Source organism: Massilia haematophila, assembly GCF_042647645.1.
Classification (GTDB): domain Bacteria; phylum Pseudomonadota; class Gammaproteobacteria; order Burkholderiales; family Burkholderiaceae_D; genus Telluria; species Telluria haematophila.
In genome coordinates this window covers 4,970,714-4,995,396 of record NZ_JBHRVV010000001.1, presented here as the reverse complement: position 1 = coordinate 4,995,396, position 24,683 = coordinate 4,970,714, and the positions used below count along the sequence as shown (strand labels likewise).

24 protein-coding genes, 1 rRNA gene and 1 pseudogene are annotated in these 24,683 nt (G+C 65.9%); 13 read left to right on the top strand and 13 right to left on the bottom strand.

Annotated elements, in window-relative coordinates:
- The first annotated feature begins 73 nt into the window (after positions 1-73).
- Entirely contained in the window at positions 74-844 is a 771-nt protein-coding gene (locus ACFOPH_RS22170; protein WP_312548837.1) for an exodeoxyribonuclease III, read from the top strand.
- 34 nt (positions 845-878) lie between these two features.
- Here ACFOPH_RS22170 and ACFOPH_RS22165 read toward each other — a convergent pair whose 3' ends face one another.
- The 8 genes from ACFOPH_RS22165 to gshB form a co-directional block, all read right to left on the bottom strand.
- Positions 879-1,802, bottom strand: a complete 924-nt coding sequence (locus ACFOPH_RS22165; RefSeq protein ID WP_312548838.1) for a pseudouridine synthase — start codon at positions 1,800-1,802, stop codon at positions 879-881.
- Between the two features lie 3 nt (positions 1,803-1,805).
- Positions 1,806-2,687: a M48 family metallopeptidase gene (locus tag ACFOPH_RS22160; protein ID WP_312548839.1), complete on the bottom strand. Its 882-nt coding sequence runs from the start codon at positions 2,685-2,687 to the stop codon at positions 1,806-1,808.
- Between the two features lie 294 nt (positions 2,688-2,981).
- A complete protein-coding gene (gene metW, locus ACFOPH_RS22155; RefSeq protein ID WP_312548841.1) occupies positions 2,982-3,596 on the bottom strand; it encodes a methionine biosynthesis protein MetW in 615 nt (204 codons plus the stop codon).
- On the bottom strand, positions 3,593-4,747 hold the full coding sequence (gene metX, locus ACFOPH_RS22150) for a homoserine O-succinyltransferase MetX (RefSeq protein ID WP_312548843.1): 1,155 nt from the start codon (positions 4,745-4,747) through the stop codon (positions 3,593-3,595). The genes metW and metX overlap by 4 nt, the downstream gene beginning before the upstream one ends.
- Before the next feature lie 55 nt (positions 4,748-4,802).
- Positions 4,803-6,557: a phosphoenolpyruvate--protein phosphotransferase gene (gene ptsP / locus ACFOPH_RS22145; protein WP_312548876.1), complete on the bottom strand. Its 1,755-nt coding sequence runs from the start codon at positions 6,555-6,557 to the stop codon at positions 4,803-4,805.
- Positions 6,558-6,592: 35 nt separating this feature from the next.
- Positions 6,593-6,862, bottom strand: a complete 270-nt coding sequence (locus ACFOPH_RS22140) for an HPr family phosphocarrier protein (RefSeq protein WP_312548844.1) — start codon at positions 6,860-6,862, stop codon at positions 6,593-6,595.
- A gap of 90 nt (positions 6,863-6,952) precedes the next feature.
- Positions 6,953-7,357: a PTS sugar transporter subunit IIA gene (locus ACFOPH_RS22135; protein ID WP_312548845.1), complete on the bottom strand. Its 405-nt coding sequence runs from the start codon at positions 7,355-7,357 to the stop codon at positions 6,953-6,955.
- A gap of 31 nt (positions 7,358-7,388) precedes the next feature.
- Positions 7,389-8,336: a glutathione synthase gene (gene gshB / locus ACFOPH_RS22130; RefSeq protein WP_312548846.1), complete on the bottom strand. Its 948-nt coding sequence runs from the start codon at positions 8,334-8,336 to the stop codon at positions 7,389-7,391.
- A 178-nt stretch (positions 8,337-8,514) separates the two neighbouring features.
- Between gshB and ACFOPH_RS22125 the strand changes: the two genes are divergently transcribed.
- Positions 8,515-9,228, top strand: coding sequence for a class I SAM-dependent methyltransferase (locus tag ACFOPH_RS22125; protein WP_379737278.1), 714 nt, complete (start codon positions 8,515-8,517; stop codon positions 9,226-9,228).
- A gap of 119 nt (positions 9,229-9,347) precedes the next feature.
- Here the strand turns inward: ACFOPH_RS22125 and gshA are convergent, their stop codons facing one another.
- From gshA to ACFOPH_RS22105, 4 genes are all read right to left on the bottom strand, one after another.
- Positions 9,348-10,649 (bottom strand): glutamate--cysteine ligase, encoded by a 1,302-nt coding sequence (gshA, locus tag ACFOPH_RS22120; protein ID WP_312548848.1) that lies wholly within the window; start codon positions 10,647-10,649, stop codon positions 9,348-9,350.
- 133 nt (positions 10,650-10,782) lie between these two features.
- Positions 10,783-12,186 carry an ammonium transporter gene (gene amt / locus ACFOPH_RS22115; protein ID WP_379737276.1) on the bottom strand — a complete coding sequence of 468 codons (1,404 nt, stop codon included), beginning with the start codon at positions 12,184-12,186 and terminating at the stop codon, positions 10,783-10,785.
- Positions 12,187-12,196: 10 nt separating this feature from the next.
- Complete coding sequence (glnK, locus tag ACFOPH_RS22110) at positions 12,197-12,535, bottom strand: P-II family nitrogen regulator (RefSeq protein WP_192053152.1); 339 nt, start codon at positions 12,533-12,535, stop codon at positions 12,197-12,199.
- Between the two features lie 13 nt (positions 12,536-12,548).
- Entirely contained in the window at positions 12,549-13,286 is a 738-nt protein-coding gene (locus tag ACFOPH_RS22105) for a TorF family putative porin (RefSeq protein ID WP_379737273.1), read from the bottom strand.
- A gap of 270 nt (positions 13,287-13,556) precedes the next feature.
- Between ACFOPH_RS22105 and ACFOPH_RS22100 the strand changes: the two are divergent.
- The 11 genes and pseudogenes from ACFOPH_RS22100 to ACFOPH_RS22050 all read left to right on the top strand — a co-directional run.
- A pseudogene (locus tag ACFOPH_RS22100) lies at positions 13,557-13,787 on the top strand (accessory factor UbiK family protein); the annotation flags it as partial.
- Positions 13,788-13,955: 168 nt separating this feature from the next.
- Positions 13,956-16,442, top strand: coding sequence for an adenosylcobalamin-dependent ribonucleoside-diphosphate reductase (locus tag ACFOPH_RS22095; protein ID WP_379737271.1), 2,487 nt, complete (start codon positions 13,956-13,958; stop codon positions 16,440-16,442).
- 75 nt (positions 16,443-16,517) lie between these two features.
- Entirely contained in the window at positions 16,518-17,432 is a 915-nt protein-coding gene (locus ACFOPH_RS22090; protein WP_379737269.1) for a protein phosphatase 2C domain-containing protein, read from the top strand.
- A complete protein-coding gene (locus tag ACFOPH_RS22085; RefSeq protein ID WP_379737267.1) occupies positions 17,429-17,950 on the top strand; it encodes an OmpH family outer membrane protein in 522 nt (173 codons plus the stop codon). The genes ACFOPH_RS22090 and ACFOPH_RS22085 overlap by 4 nt, the downstream gene beginning before the upstream one ends.
- A 102-nt stretch (positions 17,951-18,052) precedes the next feature.
- Positions 18,053-18,625 carry a DUF2239 family protein gene (locus tag ACFOPH_RS22080; RefSeq protein ID WP_312548856.1) on the top strand — a complete coding sequence of 191 codons (573 nt, stop codon included), beginning with the start codon at positions 18,053-18,055 and terminating at the stop codon, positions 18,623-18,625.
- Between the two features lie 158 nt (positions 18,626-18,783).
- A complete protein-coding gene (locus ACFOPH_RS22075) occupies positions 18,784-19,296 on the top strand; it encodes an adenine phosphoribosyltransferase (protein WP_379737265.1) in 513 nt (170 codons plus the stop codon).
- A gap of 102 nt (positions 19,297-19,398) precedes the next feature.
- Positions 19,399-20,916 (top strand): YifB family Mg chelatase-like AAA ATPase, encoded by a 1,518-nt coding sequence (locus ACFOPH_RS22070; protein WP_379737263.1) that lies wholly within the window; start codon positions 19,399-19,401, stop codon positions 20,914-20,916.
- A 40-nt stretch (positions 20,917-20,956) separates the two neighbouring features.
- Positions 20,957-21,490 carry a hypothetical protein gene (locus ACFOPH_RS22065; RefSeq protein ID WP_379737261.1) on the top strand — a complete coding sequence of 178 codons (534 nt, stop codon included), beginning with the start codon at positions 20,957-20,959 and terminating at the stop codon, positions 21,488-21,490.
- On the top strand, positions 21,490-22,221 hold the full coding sequence (locus tag ACFOPH_RS22060; protein ID WP_379737259.1) for an ABC transporter ATP-binding protein: 732 nt from the start codon (positions 21,490-21,492) through the stop codon (positions 22,219-22,221). The genes ACFOPH_RS22065 and ACFOPH_RS22060 overlap by 1 nt, the downstream gene beginning before the upstream one ends.
- The gene (locus ACFOPH_RS22055; protein WP_379737257.1) at positions 22,218-23,774 is read left to right on the top strand and encodes a hypothetical protein; all 1,557 of its coding nucleotides are present in this window, start codon (positions 22,218-22,220) and stop codon (positions 23,772-23,774) included. Before ACFOPH_RS22060 ends, ACFOPH_RS22055 begins: the two co-directional genes overlap by 4 nt.
- Positions 23,775-23,850: 76 nt before the next feature.
- Positions 23,851-24,192, top strand: a complete 342-nt coding sequence (locus tag ACFOPH_RS22050; protein WP_379737255.1) for a DUF1840 domain-containing protein — start codon at positions 23,851-23,853, stop codon at positions 24,190-24,192.
- 278 nt (positions 24,193-24,470) lie between these two features.
- Here the strand turns inward: ACFOPH_RS22050 and rrf are convergent.
- Positions 24,471-24,583 (bottom strand): 5S ribosomal RNA (gene rrf / locus ACFOPH_RS22045).
- Positions 24,584-24,683 lie beyond the last annotated feature (100 nt).

The following is a 24,683-nucleotide window of genomic DNA, read 5'->3' as shown; positions in this document are numbered from 1 at the left end:
ACGCGCTACACTAACGGCCCGCATGCCGTTGCGGTCGCGTCAGATTGCGCCGCCTTCCCTTATTTTTCTACCAATGCCACGAATTATTTCCGCGAACCTGAACGGGATCCGTTCCGCCCACAAGAAGGGCTTTTTCAACTGGCTGGCCACGCAGGACGCCGACTACATCTGCGTGCAGGAGCTGAAGTGCCAGGAAGCCGACATGACCGAAGAGCTGCTGGGGCCGCACGGCTACCACGGCCACTTCCACTACGCCGAAAAGAAGGGGTATTCGGGCACCGGCGTGTATAGCCGCACCGCCCCCGACAACAAGCGCATCGGCTTCGGCTGCACGGAATTCGACGCCGAAGGCCGCTACACCCGCTGCGATTTCGGCAACCTGACCGTGATCTCGCTGTACGCCCCGTCGGGTTCCTCGTCGCCCGAGCGCCAGCTGGCCAAGTTCCGTTTCATGGAAGTCTTCCTGCCGCACCTGCAGCAACTGAAGGCGGAAGGACGCGAGGTCGTGATCTGCGGCGACTGGAACATCGCGCACAAGGAAATCGACCTGAAGAACTGGAAGAGCAACCAGAAGAACTCGGGTTTCCTGCCGGAAGAACGCGCCTGGATGACGCGCATCTTCGACGAAGTCGGCCTGGTGGACGTGCACCGCGTGGTGGCGCCCGAGGCCGCCGACTACACCTGGTGGAGCAACCGCGGCCAGGCCTGGGCCAACAACGTCGGTTGGCGCATCGATTACCACGTCGCGACGCCGGGCATCGCCGCCACGGCGCATGCGGTGTCGGTGTACAAGGACGAGCGTTTTTCGGATCACGCGCCGCTGATCATCGACTATAAGCTGTGATGAAATCGGTGGGCGCAGGGCGCCCACCGATCGCCTACGCCGGCCAGTCCAGCGTGCGTTCGCTGTGGAAGCTGCGCTGCTCGCCCGTGAGCGGATCCTCGAAACTGATCGAGCGCGCCAGCAGCTGCAGCGGCGCGCTGAAATCGTCGCCCTTGCAGGGCAGCGCCACCGGATAGAAGGCGTCGTTCAGGATCGGCGCCCCTAGCGAGGACAGGTGCAGGCGCAGCTGGTGCTTGCGTCCGGTGTGCGGATGCAGGCGGTAGCGCACCACGTCGCCGCGGCGCTCGATCATCTCCACCACGGTTTCCGAGTTCGGCTCGCCCGGCACCTCTTCGCTGACGAAAAACTGCGCCGCGTCCTGCATGCGGCTGCGGTAGGTGAAGGGGAACTCCCGCCCTTCGATCGGGCCCGCCAGGGCCTCGTACACCTTCTTCACCACGCGCTTCTGGAACATCGACTGGTACCTGCCGCGCGTCTCGATGTTGTGCGAGAAGATCACCACGCCCGCGGTCTCGCGGTCCAGGCGGTGGATCGGCACCAGGTGCGGTAACTCGAGCTGGGCCTTCAGGCGCACCAGCAGGGTCTCGTGAAGAAAACGCCCGCTCGGGATCATCGGCAGGAAGTGGGGCTTGTCGACGATGAGCAGGTGCGCGTCCTGGAACAGGATGCGCTCCTTGAACGGGATCGGCGTTTCCGCTTCGTCGAGCTCGCGGTAGTACCAGATGCGCATGCCCTTGCGGACATGGCTGTCCGCTTGCAGGGGCTTGCCCTGGGCGTCGACCACTTCGCCACGCTCCAGGCGCGCGGCCCAGGAATCGCGCGAGACGTCGGGAAAGCGCTCGGCCAGGAAGCGCAGCATGCCGCCGGCCAGCGTCTCGGTCAGCCACAGGTAGCTGGGCGCGACGCCGTTGCGGACCGGCAGGGGAACGTAGGCGTTGGCTTCTGCCTGGCGACCCATTCTTTACTTCAGCGCGACGTTGGTGCGGTAGGGCGGCAGCTTGTTCACGGTCGTGCCTTTCGCGCGCGCGTACAGCGGCAGCAGCACGTTCATGTGACGCTCCATGTCGCCGATGCGGGTCTCGCCGCCGGGGTGGGTCGACATGAACTCGGGCGGCGCCGCCTTGTTCAGCGCGCCCATCTTGCGCCACAGGGCGACGCCGGCACGCGGGTCGTAGCCGGCGCGGGCGGCGATGTCGAGGCCGACCAGGTCGGCCTCGCGCTCCTCGTCGCGCGAGAATTTCAGCACCACGCCCTGCCCCACCAGGCCGGTGACGGTGTTGGTGATGTTCGGATCGATGCCGAAGATGGCGGCGCCCAGCGCCCCTGCCCCGCGCGCGACCATCGATGTGATGCCCGACTTGGCGGTACGCTCGCGGCCGTGTTCGCGCAGCGCGTGCGCGATCTCGTGGCCCATGATGGCGGCCATCTCGTCGTCGGTCAGTTTCAGCTGGTCGATGATGCCGGTGAAGAAGCCGATGCGGCCGCCCGGCATGCAGAAAGCGTTCACCTGCTGGGAATCGAACAGGTTGACCTCCCACTGCCAGTTCTTCGCCGCCTGGTTCCAGCGCGGCGTATGCGGGATGATGCGCTGGGCCACGCCGCGCAGGCGCTGCACCTGCGGCGAGCTGGCCGGCACCAGCGCGCCCTTCTGCTGCGCTTCCGACAGCATTTCCCGGTACTGCTGGGCCGCGGCTTCGTTCATCTGTTCTTCGGGAACGAGCACGCGCACCCGCGACAGCGGCTTGACGGCGATACCGTCCTGGACGACCTGGTCCTGGGCGTAGGCGGTGCCGATGCTGACGAGCATCGTCAGGCTGAGAGCGAGGTGTTTTAGTTTCTTCATGGTATCGATGAGCGTGCTGTTTTTGATAACAACATCGTCGCAGAAATACGTGGATGGGGTACGCACGATAAACGGCGCCATCATGGCGCAAGCTGAGATCACGCGCAACTACCGTATCGTAGGGTGGGCACGGCGTGCCCACGCGGAAGCTGACAGATGGTGGCTGCGTTTGAACGTTATCGGTCGATCAGGGCACACTGTAACAAGAAGCGGGCTAGGCGACGCTGACATGGCCAACGAGACGCACACATTCGCGTGGGCACGGCGTGCCCACCCTACGGTTATCGGCAACGATTACGCCGGTTTCGCCTTCTTGCGCAACCTGAACACCGCCAGGCTGCCGCGCAGGTTCGGCAGGAAGCTGACCGGCTTGCCCTCGGCCAGCGCCACGTAGTCCAGCACTTCCAGCCCGCACTCCTCGGCCAGTTCCTTGAAGTCGACGATCGTGGCGTAGCGCACGTTCGGCGTATCGAACCACTGGTAAGGCAGGGTGCGCGAGACCGGCATGCGGCCCTTCAGCAGGGCCATGCGGTGCGGCCAGTAGGCGAAGTTCGGAAAGGAGACGATCGCCTCGGTGCCGACGCGCACGATGTCGCGCAGGCGCGCTTCCACGTGCAGCATCATCTGCAGCGAGGACAGGCACAGCACCGTGTCGAAGGCATTCTCGCCGAACAGGTCCAGGCCCTGCTCCATGTCGTGCTGGATCACGCTGATGCCGCGCCGGGTGCTCTCGAGCACCTTGTCGTCGGCGATCTCGACGCCGTAGCCGGTGCATCGTTTTCCCGTCTCCAGGTAGCGCAGCATGGCGCCGTCGCCGCAGCCGACGTCGAGCACGTGGGCGCCCTCGGGCACCCAGTCGGCGATGAAGGCCAGGTCGGGCCGCAGCGTGTTCATGTCTTCGAATTTCATGCCGCCTCCCGGCTCATCGTTTGTTCCCAGATGCGGTCGTAATAGGCCCGCACCACGCCCATGTAGCGCGCGTCTTCCAGCAGGAAGGCGTCGTGCCCGTGGGGCGCGTCGATCTCGGCATAGGTCACCTTGCGCCGGTTCGAGATCAAGGCTTCGACGATTTCGCGGCTGCGCTCCGGCGAGAAGCGCCAGTCGGTGGTGAAGGACGCAATCAGGAACTGGGCGCGGGTGGACGCCAGGGCTTTCGTCAGGTCGCCGTCGTGCTCGCGCGCCGGGTCGAAATAGTCGAGGGCCTTGGTGATCAGGAGGTAAGTATTCGCGTCGAAGTATTCTGAGAACTTGTCGCCCTGGTAGCGCAGGTAGGACTCGATCTCGAAGTCGATGCCGAAGTCGAATTTATAGTCATTCGTCTCGGCGGCATTGCGCAGCTTGCGGCCGAATTTTTCGGCCATGTCGTCGTTCGACAAATACGTGATGTGGCCGACCATGCGCGCGACCTTCAGGCCGTTCTTCGGCACCACGCCATGTTCGTAGAAGTCCCCGCCGTGGTAGTCCGGGTCGGTCAGGATGGCCTGGCGCGCGACGTCGTTGAAGGCGATGTTCTGGGCCGACAGCTTTGGCGTGGAGGCGATCACGATGCAGTGGCGCAGGCGCTCGGGGAACATGATGCTCCACGAGAGCGCCTGCATGCCGCCGAGCGAGCCGCCCATCACGGCAGCAAAACATTCGATGCCGAGGCGGTCGGCCAGGCGCGCCTGCGCCGCCACCCAGTCCTCTACTGTCAATAACGGGAACGCCGCACCGTAAGGCTTGCCGGTGGCGGGATTGGTGTGCATCGGGCCGGTCGAGCCGAAGCAGGAACCGAGATTGTTGACGCCGATGACGAAGAAGCGGTCGGTATCGACCGGCTTGCCCGGCCCGACCATGTTGTCCCACCAGCCCGCGCTCTTCGGCTGGTCGGCATAGGTGCCGGCCACGTGGTGCGAGGCGTTCAGGGCGTGGCAGATCAGCACCGCGTTCGAGCGGTCGGCATTCAGTGTGCCGTAGGTTTCATACATCAGCGTGTAGTCGCCGAGTTGCGCGCCGCTTTGCAGGCGCAGCGGCTCGGCGAAATGCATCGCTTGCGGTGAGACGATTCCAATGGATCCCATGAGACTTTCTTTGACTTTACTTGCGAGAGCGGCGGCTCTGGAGGCCGCCTCTGGATTACATGAGCTGCAGCTGTTCGACCGCGTCCTGGATCTCGCCCGGTTCCATCGAGCGCATGATGCGCCGCATTCGGGGGGCGATCTGCGCCAGGTCGGCGCCGAGGATTTCCTGCTTCACGGCCAGCAGCTGGGCCGGGTGCATCGAGAATTCGCGCAGGCCCATGCCCAGCAACAGGCGCGTCAGCTTGATGTCGCCCGCCATCTCGCCGCAGACGGCGACGTCGATGCCGGCCTTCTGCCCGGCCGCGATGGTCATGCCGATCAGCTGCAGCACCGCCGGGTGCAGCGGGTTGTACAGGTGCGCGACTTCGTAGTCGACGCGGTCGATGGCCAGCGTGTACTGGATCAGGTCGTTGGTGCCGATCGACAGGAAATTCATGCGCTTGACGAACATCGGCAGCGCCAGCGCGGCCGCGGGAATCTCGATCATGGCGCCGACCTCAATCGCCGGATCGTACTTGATGTTCTGTTCGCGCAGCTGGAACTTGGCCTGCTCGATCATGTTCAGGGTCTGGTCGATCTCGAAGGCATGCGCCAGCATCGGGATCAGGATCCGCACCTTGCCGAAGCTTGATGCGCGCAGGATCGCGCGCAGCTGGGTCAGGAACAGCTGCGGCTCGGCCAGGCAGTAGCGGATCGCGCGCAGTCCCAGCGCCGGGTTCAGGGCGGTGTGCTCGGTCGGGTCGAGCGGCTTGTCGGCGCCGACGTCGAGCGTGCGGATCGTTACCGGCCGGCCCTTCATCGCGACCACGGCCTTGCGGTACTGTTCGAACTGCTCGTCCTCGTCCGGGACGCGCAGGCCGTGGGCGCCGCGGCCCATGAACAGGAATTCGGAGCGGAACAGGCCGACGCCGGTGGCGCCGGCTTCCAGCGCATGCGGGCAGTCGTCGGGCAGCTCGATGTTGGCCAGCAGCCGGATCGCGGTGCCGTCCTTGGTCACCGCCGGCGTCTTCTTCAGCTTGAGCAGGCGCTTCCTGGCCTTGATCAGGGCGGCCTGGCGCGCACGGTACTGCTCCAGCACCAGCTGGCTCGGGTTGCAGATCACCACGCCGGCATCGCCGTCGATGATGACCCAGTCGTCCTGCTCGATCAGGCGCGAGGCCTGGCTCATGCCGACCGCCGCCGGGATGTCGAGCGAGCGCGCGACGATCGCCGTGTGCGAGTTCTGACCGCCGACGTCGGTGACGAAACCGATGAAGGAACGGTCGCGGAAGGCCAGCATGTCGGCCGGCGAGATGTCGTGGGCGACCACGATCATCTGCGGGTGGTAGTCGTCTTCGCCGGCCAGCACCGGCGGCACGGACAGGGCCGTGCCCATCAGGACCTTCAGCACGCGCTCGGCGACCTGCTGGATGTCCTGCTTGCGCTCGCGCAGGTACTCGTCCTCGATCTCGTCGAACTGGGCCGAGAGCTCGTCGATCTGGGTCACCAGCGCCCACTCGGCGTTGTAGTGGCGCATGCGGATGATGTCGAGCGGCGCCTCCGAGATCATCGGGTCGGACAGGATCAGGGCGTGGACGTCGATGAAGGCGCCCAGCTCGGTCGGGGCGTCCTTCGGCAGGTCGGTCCACAGTTCCTGCAGGTTGCGGTGCACCTCGGCGATCGCATCCTGCAGGCGCTTGACTTCGGCTTCGACCTGCTCCTCGGGCACCAGGTAGTGCTTGACGTCCAGCGCCGCCGGCGTGAGCAGGTGCGCGCGGCCGATCGAAATGCCGCGCGAAACCGGAATGCCGTGGAGGGTGAACGAAGCCATCGAGGGTCCCGAGCGATAGCGGCCGGTGTCGGGCATTACTCGCCTTCGCCGAATCTGTCGTTGATCAGGGCGGTCAGCGCGCTGACCGCATCCTGTTCGTCGGCCCCGTCGGCCTCCAGGGTCACTTTCGCGCCCTTGCCGGCGGCCAGCATCATCACGCCCATGATCGACTTGGCATTGATGCGGCGGCCGTTGCGGGTGAGCCAGACGTCGCTCTTGTACTTGGCGGCAAGCTGGGTGAATTTGGCGGATGCGCGGGCATGCAGGCCCAGTTTGTTGATGATCTCGAGCTCTTGTTGAATCATGTTGTCGTTGTCTTCTTCGTCTTCAGAACCGCGCTATCCAAAAGGACGCACAGCGCCCTCGCTACACCTTCGCGCTACTACTCCGGGTAATCATGAACCGACGCGGATGCGGTTATCGACCCGCACCGCGCCGTTCTGGGCGCCGGCCAGCGCCATTTCCACCACCACGTCGAGCGTGTCGCGGCGATAGGTGATCGCGCGCAGCAGCATCGGCAGGCTGATCCCGGCGATCACCTCCACATGGCCGGCGTTGGCCAGCGAATTGCAGCAATTCGAAGGCGTGCCGCCCTTGATGTCGGTGATGACCAGCACGCCGTCGCCGTCGTCGAGGCGTGCGATCGCTTCCTTGGCCTTGCAGTTGACGTCGACCAGGTCCTGGTCGGCCGTCACGTCGATGGCCTCGAAGCGTTCGGTCGGTCCGCGAAACACGTGCGCGACCGCCGCAATGAATGCCTGTCCCAATGGTGCGTGGGTCAGGAGCAATATCCCTACCATGATGTTGTATGTTCTCGCTTTATTTGCCCGCTTAGTTGCCCGAAACTTGCTGTTCGACCGCGTCGATGAACATCGACGCCACGTCGAAACCGGTCTGGTCGGTGATCTCCTGGAAGCAGGTCGGGCTGGTGACATTCACCTCGGTCAGGAAATCGCCAATCACATCTAATCCTACCAGCAACAGCCCACGCTCGGCCAGCACGGGCCCGATGGCTTCGGCAATCTGGCGGTCGCGCTCGGTGATCGGCTGGGCCACGCCGATGCCGCCGGCGGCCAGGTTACCGCGCACTTCGGTACCCTGCGGAATGCGGGCCAGCGCGAACGGCACCGGTTTGCCGCCGATGACGAGGATGCGCTTGTCGCCCTTGACGATGTCCGGAATGTAGCGTTGCACCATAATGGTGCGCTTTCCGTTGTCGCTGAGCGTTTCGATGATCGCGCCCAGGTTCATGGCGTCCTGCTTGACGCGGAAGATACCGGTCCCGCCCATGCCGTCGAGCGGCTTGAAGATCACGTCGCCATGCTTGGCGTGGAAGGCGCGCAGGCGCTGCTCGGACGACGAGACCAGGGTCGGCGACGTGAATTCGCTGAACTGGCCGATCGCCAGCTTTTCGTTGTGGTCGCGGATCGCCGACGCCTTGTTGAACACGCGCGCGCCCTGCTTTTCCGCCAGCTCCAGCAGATAGGTGCCGTAGACGTATTCCATGTCGAACGGCGGGTCCTTGCGTTCGATGATCGCGTCGAAGCTCGACAGGCGGAGGTCGTGCGCCTCGTCGGCGCGGTACCAGGGATCCTGCTCGCCGGTCAGGTGGATGCGTGCGACCTCGGCGGTGACGACGCCGTCTTCCAGCGCCATGTCGCGCTGCTGGAAGGCATAGACTTCATGGCCGCGCCGCGCCGCCTCGCGCATCATGGCGAAGGTCGAGTCCTTGTAGATCTTGAAACCGGATAAGGGATCGGCGAGGAAAGCGATTTTCATGGGTGTGTCCATCGAAGGTAATGCCCACGATTTTAGCTGGAAACCCGAAACCGCGCGGCCGAGCGGCCCGGCCGGCATCCTGCGGCTACGCAAATAGTTCCGATCAGCCTTGTGCCAGATCACACACACGCCTGAGCGTGCGCAAATCCCTTTCCATTCGCTGCGCAAGGATGGCAGCATGGACGTTCAACTCGACCAGCAGGCCGAACAGGAACGCATCGCGCGCGCCTATCGCGGCTGGCACGGCAGCGCCGCGCTGGCGCGCCATGCCTGGCACCGGCCCGACGTCGTGCGCCAGCAGGCCATGCGGGCACGCGTGCTCTCGCGCATGCTGGTGTCCACCGTCGGCACCGATCTCACCCATGTGCGGGTGGTGGACGTCGGCTGCGGCACCGGTGCGTTCCTGCGCCAGCTGATCGACTGGGGCGCCACGCCCGCCAACCTCACCGGCACCGAATTCCAGCAGGACCGGCTCGACATCGCCGCCGCGCGCACCGCACCCGGCGTGGGCTGGCATTGCGGCGCGCTGTCGTTGCTACCGGCCGGCAACAGCGACCTGGTCGCCGCGCAAACCGTGTTTTCGTCCTATCTCGATCCCGGCATGCGCGCGCAGCTCGCGGCCGACATGTGGCGCCTGCTCAAGCCCGGCGGCTGGTGCATGGTGTTCGACTTCCGCTACAACAACCCGAAGAACCCGCAGGTACGGCGCGTCACGCGCGAGGAGCTCGACCGGTTCTGGCCCGGCGAGCGCCAGCAATACCAGACCCTGCTGCTGGTCCCGCCCATCGGCCGCGCCCTGGCCGGCCTGCCGGCCCTGGTGACCGAAATCCTCGCCACCGTGGCGCCGCCGCTGCACTCGCAGTTCATCTACATGTGCAGGAAAAAGCCGTAGCGTGGGCGGCTGCGCCGCCCACGCGTTCAACGCACCGATGCGCCGCCGCGCCACCGATACGACATCAATGAAAAAGGGACCGCAAGCGGTCCCTTCCCTATCCCTCCGGCAAACCCGGATCAGTACACTTCCGGATTCGGATCCGTGCGCTCCATCTCGAGCGAGGCCGCCAGCAGGCCCAGGCGCGCCACCACGCCGTAGACGTAGAAGCGGTTCGGCGCCGCCGTGCCCGGCTTGGCCTTCAGGTCCGGTACCGCGTGCTGCTGGGCAAAGGCGAGCGGCACGAACTGCGAGCCCGGCGCGTTCAGGTTCTGGTCGACGCCGCGCTCGGCGTGCACGCGGTAGAAGCCGCCCACCACGTAGCGGTCGATCATGTAGACCACCGGTTCGGCCACGGCGTCGTCGATGCTTTCAAACGTCGGCACGCCTTCCTGCACGATGAGGTCGGTCACGGCCACGCCGTCCTTGATCACCGACATCCTGGCACGCTGCTTGAGCGAGAGGTCACGCACTTCGCTGGCGTCCTTGATCGTCGTCACACCCATGCCGTAGGTGCCGGCGTCCGGCTTCACGATCACGAAGGGCTTCTGCTCCTTCATGCCGTATTCCTTGTACTTCTTCTTGATCTTCGAGAGCAGCGAGGAGACGGCGTCGGCCAGCGCCTCGGTGCCCTGGTCGTGCTCGAGGTCGACCTCGCTGACTTTCGCATGCAGCGGATTGACCATCCACGGATCGATGTCGATCAGCTTGCCGAACTTCTTGGCCACTTCGTCGAGCGCCTTCAGGTGGTTGCTCTTGCGGCGCAGCGCCCAGCCCGCATGCAGCGGCGGCAACAGCGACTGCTCGTGCACGTTTTCCAGGATCGAAGGAATGCCCGCCGACAAGTCGTTGTTCAGCAGGATCGTGCAGGGGTCGAAGTCGGCCAGGCCCAGGCGGCGTCCGTTGGCCGAGCGTACCAGCGGCTCGACCACCAGCATGTTGCCGTCCGGCAGCGCCAGCGGCGTCGGCTGGGTCACTTCCGGCGACAGCGAGCCGAGGCGCACGTGCAGGCCGGTCTGGCGGAAGATCTGCATCAGGCGCGCGACGTTCTGCAGGTATTGCGGATTGCGGGTATGGGTTTCCGGCACCAGCAGCAGGTTGCGCGCGTCCGGGCAATACTTGTCGATGGCCGCCATCGCCGCCTGCACGGTGAGGGGCAGCATTTCAGTGGCCAGGTGATGGAAGCCGCCCGGGAACAGGTTGGTGTCGACCGGCGCCAGCTTGTAGCCGGCATTGCGCAGGTCGACCGAGCAGTAGAACGGCGGCGTATGCTCCTGCCACTCGAGGCGGAACCAGCGCTCGATGGCCGGCGTGGCATCGAGAATCTTCTTTTCCAGGTCGAGCAGCGGGCCGGTCAAGGCGGTGGCGAGGTGCGGAACCATGTGGGTGTCCTTAATTGGCTTCTTGGCAATGAGTGCCCTTATCTGGGGGCAATGCAGCCATTTTAAAGGCCGCCGGGCCCACACGCAAAAAAGGCGTCCCGCAGGACGCCCTTTCGCTACCGGCTCGCGGCTATCAGGAATGGTACGCCCTTTCGCCGTGGCTGGTAAGGTCCAGGCCCTCGCGTTCCTGCTCTTCGGTCACGCGCAGGCCGATCGCCAGGTCGACCAGCTTGAAGGCGACATAGGCAACCACCGCCGACCAGATGATGGTCACGCCGACCGCTTCGAGCTGCACCCACAGCTGGTGGGCGATCGAGTACGGCTCGCTCGACGCCTTGTTGGCGACGTAGTCCCAGACGCCTTGGCCGCCCAGCTCGGGCGAGGCGAAGACGCCGGTCAGCAGGGCGCCGACGATGCCGCCGACACCGTGCACGCCGAACACGTCGAGAGAATCGTCGACACGCAGCATGCGCTTCAGGCCGTTCACGCCCCACAGGCAGACGAGGCCGCCGACCAGGCCGATGACCAGCGCGCCCATCGGGCCGACGAAACCGGCTGCCGGGGTGATCGCCACCAGGCCCGAGACCGCGCCCGAGGCGCCGCCCAGCATCGACGGCTTGCCCTTGGTCGCCCATTCGCCGAAGGTCCAGGCGACGGTGGCGCCAGCGGTGGCCAGCAGGGTGTTGATGAAGGCCAGCGCGGCGACGTCGCCCGCTTCCAGAGCCGAGCCGGCGTTGAAGCCGAACCAGCCGACCCACAGCAGCGAGGCGCCGATCATGGTCATGGTCATCGAGTGCGGCGCCATCGATTCGCGGCCGTAGCCGACGCGCTTGCCGATCACATAGGCGCCGACCAGGCCGGCCACCGCCGCGTTGATGTGGACCACGGTGCCGCCGGCGAAGTCGAGCGCGCCCTGCTGCCACAGCCAGCCGGCGTCCGCCGTGACGCTGGCCAGCGAGGCGGCGTCGGTGATGGCGTCGGGACCGGCCCAGAACCAGACCATGTGCGCGATCGGCAGGTAGCCGAAGGTGAACCAGATCACGACGAACAGCAGCACGGCGGCAAAGCGCGCGCGCTCGGCAAAGGCGCCGACGATCAGGCCGCAGGTGATCGCGGCAAAGGTACCCTGGAAGGCGACGAAGATGAACTCGGGGATCATCGTTTCCTTGCTGAAGGTCGCAGCCATGCTGAACACGCCGCTGGCCGGATCGTAGATGCCGTTCAGGAAGGCGCGGTCGAAACCGCCGATGAAGGGGCTGCCGCCGGTGAAGGCCAGCGAGTAGCCGTACAGGCACCACAGCACGATGATCAGGGAGAAGATCATGAACACCTGCAGCAGCACCGACAGCATGTTCTTGGCGCGCACCAGGCCGCCGTAGAACAAGGCCAGGCCCGGGATCGACATCATGATCACCAGCAGCGTGGCGACGAACATCCAGGCGGTGTCGCCCTTGTTGATGGAAGGTGCGGCCATGGCCGGCAGGGCCAGGCCGAGGCCCAGCGCGGCTGCGAGAATCTTGCTCGTTATCGTTTTCATGGGGCTTCCCTTACAGTGCGTCGTTGCCGGTTTCGCCGGTACGGATACGGATGACCTGGTTGAGGTCGGACACGAAGATCTTGCCGTCGCCGATCTTGCCGGTGCGGGCGGCGCCCTGGATGGCGTCGATCACCTGGTCGATCACGGCGTCGTCGACGGCCGCTTCGATCTTGATTTTCGGCAGGAAGTCGACCACGTACTCGGCGCCGCGGTAGAGCTCGGTGTGGCCCTTCTGGCGGCCGAAGCCTTTCACTTCGGTCACCGTCATGCCCTGCACGTTGATCTCCGACAGGGCCTCGCGCACTTCGTCGAGCTTGAAGGGCTTGATGATGGCGGTAATCAGTTTCATGGTGTTGCCTCTTTCAGAAAGTTTTTGATACAGAAAACACGGCCGCCGACTTGCCGAGATTCTTGCCGCGCGGGCTCACATACGCGTCGGTGTTCGCCTTGACCCAGGCCAGCGAAGCGGTGGCGACGCCGAAGTCGTAGCTCAGGCCGACCTTGTAGTCGTTGTACGAGTAGTCGCCGTTGTTCTTCACGCGCTGGCGCCCCGCGTGCAGGTTCAGCACCAGCTTGTCGGCAACCGGGACGTTGGCGCCGATGTCGAGGTAGCCGCTGTTCTTGCTGTCGGCGGTGCCGAACAGGTTGCTGGTCGCATGCGAATACTTGACGTAGACCGGGCCATAGCCGAGCTGGCCGTAGAGCTCGAAGGTGTTGGCGTTGGTCGGCAGGCCGTTCGACGGATACACGTAGTACAGGCCGCCCACGTCGTAGCTGATGGCGTCGGTGAGCTGGCCGCGCTTGCCGGCATACAGGTCGACCTCGACGTTCGCGTCGCCGCCGGCATCGTCGATCCACTTGATGGTCGAGAGCCAGGTGCCGGCGTAGAAGCCGCTCGGCGTGTGGGTGTAGTCGGCGCCGCCCTGCAGGGCCGGTTCGAAGCGCGTCTGCGCCAGGCCGCGGTAGCGGTATTCGCTGGTGAGCGCGGCGTTGTAGCTCACCTGGTGTTCGGGCGCCGGCGCTTCCTGGGCCCGGGCCAGGCTGCCCCCTGCTGCCATCAGCGTGAACGCCGCCGCGCTTGCTGCCATCCTGCTTTTCATGACGATTCCCCTGTTATTGGAACAATGTGTTCGATGCGGTTTACAATCTGTGCGTCATTCGGCTTACCCTTCCTTTAGCAGAATGCGTGCCAGCTCGAGACGGCACCCGTGTGCTTGATTTTTCATACAGGTGCCACACTTCTGGTTCAATAAGTACAAACCGGTGCGTGCCCGTCGCAGCCGCGTCACGGCGCACCAAAGCAGGCCGCTGCACACCCGCTGCACACCATTTCGCACCAGCGTGGTGCAACGGCCGGAACACTAGGACAGATGGACATGAACAACTTCTTCAACGACTTGCAGGGCAAAATCAACCAGGCCATGGAAAGCTCGCCCGCCAAGGACATCGAACGCAACGTCAAGGCGATGATGACCCAGGGCTTTTCCAAGCTCGACCTGGTGACGCGCGAGGAATTCGACATCCAGGCCCAGGTGCTGGCCAAGACCCGCGCCAAGCTCGAGGCGCTCGAACTGCGCGTGGTCGAGCTGGAGGCTCGCCTGACGGCGCAGCCCGCAGCGGCAACCTCGGCGGCAACGTCGGCGGCCAAGCCAGCGCCGGCAGCCAGCGCCGACGTCCCGCTCGCCGGCGCCACCGACCCGGCCGCGCCGCACGTCATCATCGACAAGCCGTAAAGCCGGCGGCGGCATTCGGGTACGGAGACGCGGACCATGAATGCAGCCGACCAGTTGTCGATGCTCCCGCCGCAGGAAGTCTCGCTCGACGTCCTGCGCGAGAAATATGCAAAAGGCGACGAGACCTCGGTCGCCGACGTGCGCCGGCGCGTAGCCACGGCGCTGGCGGCGCTGGAAACGCCCGAGCGGCGCGCCGAATTCACCGAGCGCTTCCTGTGGGCCCAGGAACAGGGCTTCATCCCCGGCGGACGCATCAACTCCGCCGCCGGCCTGAACATCAAGGCCACCCTCATCAACTGCTTCGTGCAGCCGGTCGGCGATTCCGTCACGGGCGTCGAGGACGGCCTGCCCGGCATCTATACCGCGCTGGCGGAAGCGGCCGAGACCATGCGGCGCGGCGGCGGCGTCGGCTACGACTTCAGCGCGATCCGTCCCTTCGGCAGCCTGGTGCGCGGCACCCGCTCGCGCGCGTCCGGGCCGGTGTCGTACATGGAACTGTTCGACGCCTCGTGCAAGACGGTGGAATCGGCCGGCGCCCGGCGCGGCGCCCAGATGGGCGTGCTGCGCATCGACCACCCCGACATCGAAGCCTTCATCGCCGCCAAGGACCTGGGCGGCCTGTCGAACTTCAACATCTCGGTCGGCGTGAGCGACGCCTTCATGCGCGCGCTCGAAGCCGATGCGCCGTTCGCGCTGGTGCACCGCGCCGAGCCCGGCGAGGACGCCGTGGCGCAGGGAGCGTACCGGCGCGCGGATGGCCTGTGGGTGTACCGGGAAGTGCCGGCGCGCGCGCTGTGGGAAAAGATCATGCTGTCCACCTACGACCACGCCGAGCCGGGCGTGCTGTTCGTCGACCGCATGAACGAGGAAAACAACCTCTGGTACGCCGAAGAGCTGCGCGCCACCAATCCCTGCGGCGAGCAACCCCTGCCCGCCTACGGCTGCTGCGACCTGGGTTCGCTGAACCTCACCTGCTTCGTCGACGATCCGTTCGGCCCGGATGCCGCCTTCGACTTCGAACGCATGCGCGAGGTCGCCGCGGTGGCGGTGCGCATGCTCGACCTGGTGCTCGACGCCACCGAGTGGCCGCTGCCGCAGCAGGCCGCCGAGGCGCGCGCCAAGCGCCGTATTGGCCTGGGTTTCCTGGGCCTGGGCAGCGCGCTGGTGATGCTCGGCCTGCGCTACGACACCCACGAGGGCCGGGCCCTGGCCGCGCGCATCGCCGAAGCGCTGCGCGACGCCGCCTATGCCGCCTCGTGCGAACTGGCGCGCGAAAAAGGCGCCTTCCCGCTGTTCGAGGCCGCGCGCTACCTGGAGGGCCGTTTCGTCGCGCGCCTGCCCGAAGCGCTGCGCGACGCGATCCGTGTGCACGGCATCCGCAACTCGCACCTGCTGTCGATCGCCCCGACCGGGACCATCGCGCTGGCCTTCGCCGACAACGCCTCGAACGGCATCGAGCCGCCCTATTCCTGGACCTACCAGCGCAAGAAGCGCATGCCCGACAACAGCATGCGCAGCTACCAGGTCGAGGACCACGCCTGGCGCCTGTACCGGCGCCGCAGTCCCGCGCTCGACCCCGACCCTGACGCCGCGCTGCCGCCGCAGTTCGTCACCGCGCTCGAGATGAGCGCCGACGACCACCTGCGCATGCTCGAGGCGGTGCAGCCTTTCGTCGACACCGCGATCTCGAAGACGGTCAACGTGCCGGCGGACTACCCCTACGCGGACTTCCGCGACCTGTACAGCGAAGCCTGGCGCGCCGGCCTGAAAGGGCTGGCCACCTACCGGCCGAATGCGGTGGTCGGCCAGGTGCTGGGCGCGGCGCCGCAGGCGGACAGTTCGGCGCCGCCCGACGAGGACCCGCTGCGCAAGCGCTTCGAGAAGCGCCCGCTCGGCGAACTCGAATCGGTCACGTCGAAGATCGAATATTCGACCCAGGAAGGCCGCAAGACCTTTTACCTGACGGTGAGTTTCATCCGCGTCGAGGGCGTGAGCGAGGGCCGGCCGGTCGTCATCGAGCGCCCCTTCGAATTCTTCATGCCGGCCAGCCAGCGCACCGACGGCCAGCAATGGATCACCTCCTCGATGCGCCTGCTGTCGATGCTGGCGCGCGCCGGCGGGCCGGTTGCCAAGGCCCTGGCCGACATGCGCGACGTGGTCTGGGAAAAAGGCCCGGTGCGCTGCGGCACGCTGACGCGCGAGGACGGCGTCGAGGTGCCGGTGTTCCACGACTCGGAAGCGGCGGCGGTCGGCTTCATGCTGCAACGTATATTGGTGCGCCGCGGCTTCCTCGACAGCCAGGGCAACCAGGTGCCGGTGACGCAGTTATCTCGCCAGCTGGCGGCGCGCGGCGTCGCGCCGCTATCTGCAGCGCCAGCCGCATCGGCATCGCCGGCGTTCTCGACTTCGCCGGCGTTCTCGGCCTCGGCCGGCAAATGCCCGGAATGCGGCGCGCGTGCCCTGCGCAAGCTCGATGGCTGCACCCGTTGCGACAACTGCCAGTATGTGGGGGAATGTGGCTGAGATACCGAGATAACGTTCAGACAAGCCCCTTGCAGTGATACCATCATGCAATCGGCAGCCTACCTGAACGACTGAATGACGATCGAGCGAATTTCCTGCGCACCTGGCGACAGTAACAATGAAGACCTCGTGGCCGTGTTCGAGACCGACGGCCTGCTCGACCTGCTCGTCGTCGACGGCGCGACCTCGGTCGCCGACCGCGATTACGCCGACACGGGCAGCGGCGACGTCGCCTGGTTCGTCCAGTCGTTTGCCTCGGAACTCGGCAAGACCATCGATGCGGCGCGCTCCCAGGCCGACAGCCTGCGCCTGGCCATCGATGCCGTGCGTCGCATGTATGCCGAACTCACGGCCGGCCAGGACGTGCCCTTGTACGCCCATCCGCTGGCCGCGCTGACCTGGATCCGCATCCGCCACCTGCCCGATGCGCTCGACCTTTCCCTGTATTGCCTGGGCGACTGCAAGGCCCTGGCGATCGATGGCGCGGGCGCCGTCACCGACCTCGACCCTTACGAGAATCCGTTCGAGACGGTGGTGCAGGACGCCGTCGCCCAGCTCGCGGCGCACGGCGTGCTCGATCCCAAGGAGCGGCTCCAGCGCCTGTTGCCGCTGCTGCGCGAGCGGCGCGAGGCCCAGCACGCGGCCCCGGCGCCGGCCGTCCTGTGCCTGGCGCCGCAAGGAGAATTCGGAGCCCGAGAGCGCAGCCTGCGGCTGCCGCCCGATACCGCCGTGCTGGCGATGAGCGATGGTTTCTACCGGCTGGTCGATCCCTACGGTTTGATGACCTGGGACGAACTGGCAAGGCGCTGCCGGGTCGAAGGGCTGGCAAGCCTGATGCGCGAATTGCGCGCATTCGAGACGGCCCGTGCCGGCGCCGCCGCGCCGGCGGTAAAAAATGCGGACGATGCCTCCGCCATCCTATGGACGCCCCAGGCGTCCAGGCTCGACCAGCGCGGCCCCAGGGCGCCGACAGCAGAGGACCACCCGTGAATGCAACCCTGAAACACTTCGCCACCGCTTGCCTGTGCCTGTCCCTGGCCGGCCTGACAGCTCCACTGGCGGCGCAGGAAGCCCGGCGCGAAGCGCGCATCGTCGTCGTCAACGTCGAGCGCCTGTTGACCGAGTCCGCGCACGCCAAGGCCATCGCGGCGCACATCGAGACGGACTTCGCGCCGCGCCGGCAGCGCATCCAGCGCGACGTGCGGCGCCTGCGCGAGCTGTCCGACAAGCTCCAGCACGACGCACCAGCGCTGGACGAGCGCGAACACCTCGTGCGTGCGCGCGAAGTCGGCGAATTCGAACGCACCGTCAGGCGCGAACAGGCGAAGCTCCAGGAAGACCTGCTCGAGCGCAAGATGAAGGAACACCAGCGCATGGCGGCGCGCATCAACGAGATCATTGCGACGGTCCGCGAGCAGCAAGGCGCCGAACTGGTACTGACCAGGACAGTGTGGCACCGGCCGGCCCTCGATATCACCGACAAGGTCGCGCGCATGCTGGACAAGTAACACCGATAATTTTCTCCGGGTATTATTGTCCTGCCATTTTTATCCGGGTAATATGCAAGGCAGGCGTGCGTCCGCGCGCTTTTTTCATGGATCGGAAAAACCATGCTGCCTGACCATTGCATTGCATTCGCCGGCACCACGCTGCTGGCCCGGGGCCCCTTGCTCGACGTCGTACGCGCCGTGAAGCGTGCGCTGGACAGCGGGGTCGAGCAATCGATCGCCGTCCTCGACCTGGCCTCGAGCCGGCCGGTCGAGATCAATTTCATCGGCACCGAGGAAGAGGTGCTGCAGCGCATCCCGCGTGCGCAGCCGCGCGCGGCCGGACGTCCGAAGCTGGGCGTGGTGGCGCGCGAAGTGACGCTGCTGCCGCGCCACTGGGAATGGCTGTCGGCGCAGCCGGGCGGCGCCTCGGTCGCGCTGAGGAAACTGGTGGAGCTGGCCTCGCGCGATGCGCGCCAGGCGGACGCGATGCGCGAAGCGCGCGATGCGGCCTACCGCTTCATGCACGAGTTGGCCGGCGACGCGCCGGGCTTCGAGGAAGCCTCGCGCGCGCTGTTCGCCGGCGACGCCGCGCGCCTGGAACAGATCGTGGCGGACTGGCCGGCCGACGTGCGCGCGCACCTGCTCGCACTGGCGCAGCCGGCCTTTGCGCCGGCGGACGAGGCGCAAGGCTGAGGTGTCGTTCCTGTCGCTCTACCCGCAGGCGGCGTCAGCGACGAGGAAACATTGTCCCGACGCCGCCCCGGATGTCGCCAAAGCCGCGCCGTCTTTGCACGAAGCGGCGATAATCGTCGTACACTCACGCGCTTTACTTATACGAGCACCCTGCTTCCATGACCGATTTCGACAGCGTTCCGCTGGAATTTTTTCAGGACTACCCTGAACCGGGCGTCAATTTCATCGACGTCGGCTGCATTTTCGATAACCCCGAGCATTGGCGCATCGCCATCGACACCCTGCACGCGCAGACCGATGAGCTGCACTTCGACTTCATCCTTGCCATGGATGCGCGCGGATTCATGATCGCCGGCGCCCTCGCCCTCGAGCACAAGGTCGGCTTCGCCATGGCGCGCAAGGCGGGCAAACTGCCCGGCGAGGCGATCAGCATCGACTACAAGCGCGAATACGGCAGCGCGACCATCGAGATCCAGCCGCAACGCATCAAGAGCCAGCGCGTGCTGATCGTCGACGATGTGCTGGCCACCGGCGGCACCATCGAGGCGGCGGCGGCCCTGCTGCGCCAGCTTGGAAAAGAAGTGGTCGGCGCGGCGGCCCTGTTCGATATCGCTTTCTTCAAGGACAAGCGCGTCCTGACCATGCCGGTGGTGACCCTGCGCGACGTCTGAAGCAGCGTCCCGGCGCCGTACGCGACAAGGCTTGGGTGCGCTCAACAAGCGATTTTCCAAGCGGTGCCACCATCCTGCGAGCCCTCACTCGCCAGGAATCCCATGAGCCTTGCCGTGTTACGAAGCCGCGCCCTCGCCGGCATGGAAGCGCTGCCCGTCAGCGTCGAAGTGCACCTGGCGAACGGGCTCCCCAGTTTCACCATCGTCGGCCTGCCGGACGCCGAAGTGCGCGAAGCCAAGGACCGGGTGCGCGCCGCCTTGCAGAACGTCGGCTTCGATATTCCCGCGCGGCGCATCACGATCAACCTGGCGCCGGCCGATTTACCGAAGGAATCGGGGCGCTTCGATTTGCCGATGGCGCTGGGCATCCTGGCCGCGTCCGGCCAGATCCCGTCGAAGGAACTCGACAAGTATGAATTCGCCGGCGAATTGTCGCTGTCGGGCCAGCTGCGGCCGGTGCGCGGCGCGCTCGCCATGACCTTCGCGATTCAACGCAGCGGTGCCGGCGGCGGCCGCGCCTTCATCCTGCCGCAGGCAAACGCCGACGAGGCCGCACTCGTTACCGACGCCCGCGTCTACCCTGCCGACACGCTGCTGCAGGTGTGCACCCACTTCGCCGCCAGCGAAGAAAATGCGCGGCTGCCGCGCTACAGCAGGGACGCGCCCGTGCAGGCGCCGCGCTATCCCGACTTTTCCGACGTGAAGGGTCAGCTGCATGTGAAACGCGCGCTCGAGATCGCGGCCGCCGGCAGCCATTCGATCCTGCTGCTTGGCCCGCCGGGCGCCGGCAAAAGCATGCTGGCTTCGCGCTTTCCCGGCTTGCTGCCGCCGATGACGGACGAGGAGGCGCTGGAGGCGGCCGCGGTGCATTCGCTGACCGGCCGCTTTTCCGCCGAGCAGTGGCGCGCCCGGCCGTTTCGCAGCCCCCATCACACCAGCTCGGGCGTGGCCCTGGTCGGCGGCGGCAATGTGCCGCGCCCCGGCGAGGTCTCGCTGGCGCACTGTGGTGTGCTCTTCCTCGATGAGCTACCCGAGTTCGATCGCAAGGTGCTGGAGGTGCTGCGCCAGCCGCTGGAATCCGGCCGCATCACCATCTCGCGCGCCGCGCACCAGGCCGACTTCCCGGCGCGCTTCCAACTCGTGGCCGCCATGAATCCCTGTCCCTGCGGCTGGCAAGGCCATCCGTCCGGCAAGTGCCATTGCACGAACGAGGCGGCGCAGCGCTACCGGGACCGCATTTCCGGTCCCCTGCTCGACCGCATCGACATGCAGATCGAGGTGAGCGCCATGGCGCCGGAAGCGATGAGCGCCCAGGCCGACGGCGAGAGCACGGCGGCCATCGCCGCGCGCGTGGCCGGCGCCCATGCGCTGCAGATCGCGCGCCAGGGCAAGCCGAACCAGCGCCTGGGCACGCACGAGATCGACCGCTACTGCGCACTCGACCGGGCCGGCGAGCGCACGCTGCGCGCCGCGATGGCGCACATGCACTGGTCGGCCCGCGCCTATCACCGGGTGCTGAAGGTAGCGCGCACCATCGCCGACCTGGCGGCCTCCCCGGCCATCGGGCCGGCACACATGGCCGAGGCCGTCCAGTACCGGCGCGGCTTGCGCGAAAGGTAGAAAGCTGGCCCTGGCAACTGCGCTTTGCTACCATCGGGACATGCGAAAAATTAAACTTACCGCAACACTCCTGAGCGCCGCGACGCTGCTGGCCGGCTGCAACCCGACTTATAACTGGCGCGACTACCGCAGCCCGGACGCGCCCTACCAGGTCATGTTCCCGGCCAAGCCGGCGACCCACACCCGCGGCGTCGACCTGAACGGCATGAAAGTCGAGATGACCATGACGGCGGCCGAGGTCGAAGGCGTGATGTTTGCGGTGGGCACGGGCGTGGCGCCGGATGCGGCGCAGGCACAGGCGGCGGTCGATGCGATGCGTACCGCAATGCTGCGCAATATCAACGCGACCGTGGAGCGCGAAAGTGCCAGCGCCGCCAGCAGCGGTTCGCCCGACAGCGTGCGCAAGAGCGTCGACGTCGATGCGACCGGTACCGGCAATGGCGGACCGATGAAGCTGAGCGGCCATTTCGAGTCGCGCGGCAAGCGCTTTTATCAGGTCATTGTGCTGGGCAAGGAAAAGGACGTGGCGCCCGAGCAGTCCGAGCAATTCATGAAGTCGTTCACGCTGCTGTGATGCCGGACGCGCCCGCCCTCGTCCTGAGCAAGCTGCACAAGGCCTTCGGCCGCCCCGCCGTCGATGGCCTGGACCTGTCGGTGCGGCGCGGCGAGCTCTACGCCCTGCTCGGCCCGAACGGCGCCGGCAAAACCACGACGCTGCGCATGGTGGCGGGGCTGCTGGCGCCGGATGCCGGCCGCATCGAGGTCAACGGCATCGACCTGGCGCGCGACCCTGCCGCCGCGAAGCGCACCATGGCCTATCTGCCGGACGACCCGATGCTGTACGGGAAGCTGAAACCCACCGAATACCTGGAGTTCGTCGCCGGACTATGGGGTGTCGACGCCGCGGCTGCCGAACAGCGCGCGCGCCGGCTGCTCGATTGGCTCGACCTCACCCAGCATGCGCACGAACTGACCGAAGGTTTTTCGCGCGGAATGAAACAGAAGCTGGCGCTGGCCGGCGCACTGATCCATGAACCGCAACTGCTGATCCTGGACGAACCGCTGACCGGGCTCGACGCCGGCGCGGCGCGCCAGGTCAAGGACCTGCTGCAATCGCACGTCGCCGGTGGCGGCACGGTGATCCTGACCACGCATATCCTCGAAGTGGCCGAGCGCATGGCCCAACGTATCGGCATCATCCAGCACGGCCGCCTGATCGCCGAAGGCACGCTCGACGAATTGCGCGAGCGCACGACCGCCGAGACGCTCGAAGACATGTTCCTGCAACTAACGGGGCACGCTTGAGCGCGCGTCCCGGCAGCGCGCCATGGCTGCTGCGGCACGAGCTGCGCCTGTTCTGGTACACGACGCTGTCTTCCCCCAAGCCGAATGCGCCACGCGGTTTCCACTGGAAGCTGGTGGCGATTTTCCTGGTGCTGTGGCTGCTGCTGCACCTGGGCGCCTATGTGGTCTTGAAACGCGTGGCGCCGGGCGCTGGTCCGGTCCCGCAGGAACTGGTGGTCGCCGCCAGCGCGATCCTGGTGGCGACTTTCCTGTTCATGCTGTCGAGGGCGCTCAAGTCCAGCGTGCAAGTCCTGTTCGACCGCGGCGACATGGATCTGCTGCTGTCGTCTCCCCTGCCCTCGCGCAGCATCTTCACGGTCCGCCTGGCCGGCATCGTGCTTGGCGTGTCCGCCATCTACCTCTTTTTCCTGGCACCGCTGGCCCATGCGGGCGCCCTGCTCGGACAATGGCGCTGGCTGGCGGCCTATCCGGTTTTGCTGGGCACGGCGGCGCTCGCGGCATCGGCCGCCATGCTGTTGACGCTGGGACTGGTGCGCTGGCTGGGCGCTCGGCGTACGCGGGTCGTGGCGCAAGTACTCGGCGCGGTCGCGGGCGCCCTGCTGTTCGTGTTGTCGCAGTTGCCGAACATGCTGGGCATGGATAGGGCCGACCAGGACCGCAGCTTTGGACGCATTCTCGCGTCAGGCGGCGGGATCGACGCGGAAAGTCCCCTGTGGCTGCCCGGACGGGCGGCGTTGGGCGATCCACTGGCGGTCGCGCTCGTGGCCGTGCTGGCGCTGCTGGCGTTCGGTACCACAGTCGTCCTGACGCACCGCAGTTTCACGCGCGGCCTGCAATTGGTTGCCAGCAGCGGCCGCACGACCCGACGGCCCGCCGGCGCACTACGCTTTCGTTTCGGCAGTAGCCTGTTCGGCGTCGTGGTCAGGAAGGAGTGGCGGCTGATCTTGCGTGATCCGCAGCTGATCTCCCAGGTGTTGCTGAATCTGCTCTACCTGCTGCCGATCTGTTTTCTCGTCTTCAAGGACGATGGCGCGCGGCCTGTCGCGGTTGGCGCCGGGCTGACGATGCTGTCTGGCTCGCTCTGCTCCGCACTGGCGTGGATCGTCCTGCAGGCCGAAGATGCGCCCGACCTGCTCCAGTCCGCTCCCGCATCGGCAAGCACTGTGCGTAACGCAAAACTGTTCGCGGCGATCGCGCCAGTACTAGCCCTGGTGGGATTTCCCGTACTGTGGCTGGCGTGGAACCGGCCGGTCGCCGGCGGCCTGGCCGCTTTCACGATCTGCGGCATCAGCCTGGGAGCGGCATTGATCGTGATGTGGGCAGGGAAACCCGGCAGCCGCGACAAGTTCAATTCGCGCGGCCAGCGCAACGGCATGGCCATCATCCTGGAACTCAGTCACCTGCTGGGCTGGGGTGCGCTCGCCTTTCTTTTGCCGCTGGCCGCCGGGATGGCGCAAGTTCGCGCCGGCATGATGGTAGGGATAGCCGCCGCCGCGACAGTCGCGCTGGCCATGCCCGGCCTGGCGTACTTGCTCCGGCATCGTGCGCGCTAGCGGACGTGCGCGTAATGACCCATAATGGGCACTCGTGTTATCGTTTAGTCACGACACACACAATACGAGTAGACCTATGTTAATCACTTTCAAAAGCAAAGCGTACCCTGAAGTCATGATGTATCAGGAGCATGCCAAGCGCATCCTCGACCTGCTCCAGAAGGAGCCGGAAATGGGTGTCATCACCTCCGAAGAAGCCAGCCGCGCCGTCCAGTTGCTGGAGCACGAAATCGACGAAAGCCGCAAGCATCCGTCCACCGACGAAGTGGAACAGGACATCAAGGCCCATAGCGGTGACGAGGAAGATCCGGATCACGAACAGAAGGAAGTCGTGAGCTTCGCCACCCGTGCCTATCCGATGCTGGAAATGCTGCGCGCGGCACGCGACCAGCACTGCGATATCCTCTGGGGCGTCTGAAACGCGGCCTGGTTCTGTTCAACGGCCAACGCGCCGTCGGGCCATGCTGAACGAAAAAAGGAAGCGCTTGCGCTTCCTTTTCGCTTTTTACAGTCTCTGAGTCCCCCCAACTCCAATCGAAGCCGGGTCTTATAGGGGTTCGTAGGGTGGGCTCTCGAGCCCACGCGGTCTCACCGGATGATCAGCCTGCGGCTTGAAGAGAAAGGAAAACGACAAAACAAACGTCCAAAAGCAAAAAACCCCGCAGAGATCACTCTGCGGGGTTTTTCTTATAACTAGCCTGACGATAACCTACTTTCACACTGGTTGCAGCACTATCATCGGCGCAAAGTCGTTTCACGGTCCTGTTCGGGATGGGAAGGGGTGGGACCGACTTGCTATGGTCATCAGGCATGACTTGTACGAATGTCGTTCAGCTATCTGAACGCCACTCTGAATCTGGAAGAAGTATTGGGTAGCCTGTATCAACAAACAGCGCTGTATTCTTGACT

Bases quoted from the DNA above. Each gene is read 5' to 3' on its own strand.
- ACFOPH_RS22170 (WP_312548837.1), top strand. From the start codon at position 74: ATGCCACGAATTATTTCCGCGAACCTGAACGGGATCCGTTCCGCCCAC.
- ACFOPH_RS22165 (WP_312548838.1), bottom strand. From the start codon at position 1,802: ATGGGTCGCCAGGCAGAAGCCAACGCCTACGTTCCCCTGCCGGTCCGC.
- ACFOPH_RS22160 (WP_312548839.1), bottom strand. From the start codon at position 2,687: ATGAAGAAACTAAAACACCTCGCTCTCAGCCTGACGATGCTCGTCAGC.
- metW (WP_312548841.1), bottom strand. From the start codon at position 3,596: ATGAAATTCGAAGACATGAACACGCTGCGGCCCGACCTGGCCTTCATC.
- metX (WP_312548843.1), bottom strand. From the start codon at position 4,747: ATGGGATCCATTGGAATCGTCTCACCGCAAGCGATGCATTTCGCCGAG.
- ptsP (WP_312548876.1), bottom strand. From the start codon at position 6,557: ATGGCTTCGTTCACCCTCCACGGCATTCCGGTTTCGCGCGGCATTTCG.
- ACFOPH_RS22140 (WP_312548844.1), bottom strand. From the start codon at position 6,862: ATGATTCAACAAGAGCTCGAGATCATCAACAAACTGGGCCTGCATGCC.
- ACFOPH_RS22135 (WP_312548845.1), bottom strand. From the start codon at position 7,357: ATGGTAGGGATATTGCTCCTGACCCACGCACCATTGGGACAGGCATTC.
- gshB (WP_312548846.1), bottom strand. From the start codon at position 8,336: ATGAAAATCGCTTTCCTCGCCGATCCCTTATCCGGTTTCAAGATCTAC.
- ACFOPH_RS22125 (WP_379737278.1), top strand. From the start codon at position 8,515: ATGGACGTTCAACTCGACCAGCAGGCCGAACAGGAACGCATCGCGCGC.
- gshA (WP_312548848.1), bottom strand. From the start codon at position 10,649: ATGGTTCCGCACCTCGCCACCGCCTTGACCGGCCCGCTGCTCGACCTG.
- amt (WP_379737276.1), bottom strand. From the start codon at position 12,186: ATGAAAACGATAACGAGCAAGATTCTCGCAGCCGCGCTGGGCCTCGGC.
- glnK (WP_192053152.1), bottom strand. From the start codon at position 12,535: ATGAAACTGATTACCGCCATCATCAAGCCCTTCAAGCTCGACGAAGTG.
- ACFOPH_RS22105 (WP_379737273.1), bottom strand. From the start codon at position 13,286: ATGAAAAGCAGGATGGCAGCAAGCGCGGCGGCGTTCACGCTGATGGCA.
- ACFOPH_RS22095 (WP_379737271.1), top strand. From the start codon at position 13,956: ATGAATGCAGCCGACCAGTTGTCGATGCTCCCGCCGCAGGAAGTCTCG.
- ACFOPH_RS22090 (WP_379737269.1), top strand. From the start codon at position 16,518: ATGACGATCGAGCGAATTTCCTGCGCACCTGGCGACAGTAACAATGAA.
- ACFOPH_RS22080 (WP_312548856.1), top strand. From the start codon at position 18,053: ATGCTGCCTGACCATTGCATTGCATTCGCCGGCACCACGCTGCTGGCC.
- ACFOPH_RS22075 (WP_379737265.1), top strand. From the start codon at position 18,784: ATGACCGATTTCGACAGCGTTCCGCTGGAATTTTTTCAGGACTACCCT.
- ACFOPH_RS22070 (WP_379737263.1), top strand. From the start codon at position 19,399: ATGAGCCTTGCCGTGTTACGAAGCCGCGCCCTCGCCGGCATGGAAGCG.
- ACFOPH_RS22065 (WP_379737261.1), top strand. From the start codon at position 20,957: ATGCGAAAAATTAAACTTACCGCAACACTCCTGAGCGCCGCGACGCTG.
- ACFOPH_RS22060 (WP_379737259.1), top strand. From the start codon at position 21,490: ATGCCGGACGCGCCCGCCCTCGTCCTGAGCAAGCTGCACAAGGCCTTC.
- ACFOPH_RS22050 (WP_379737255.1), top strand. From the start codon at position 23,851: ATGTTAATCACTTTCAAAAGCAAAGCGTACCCTGAAGTCATGATGTAT.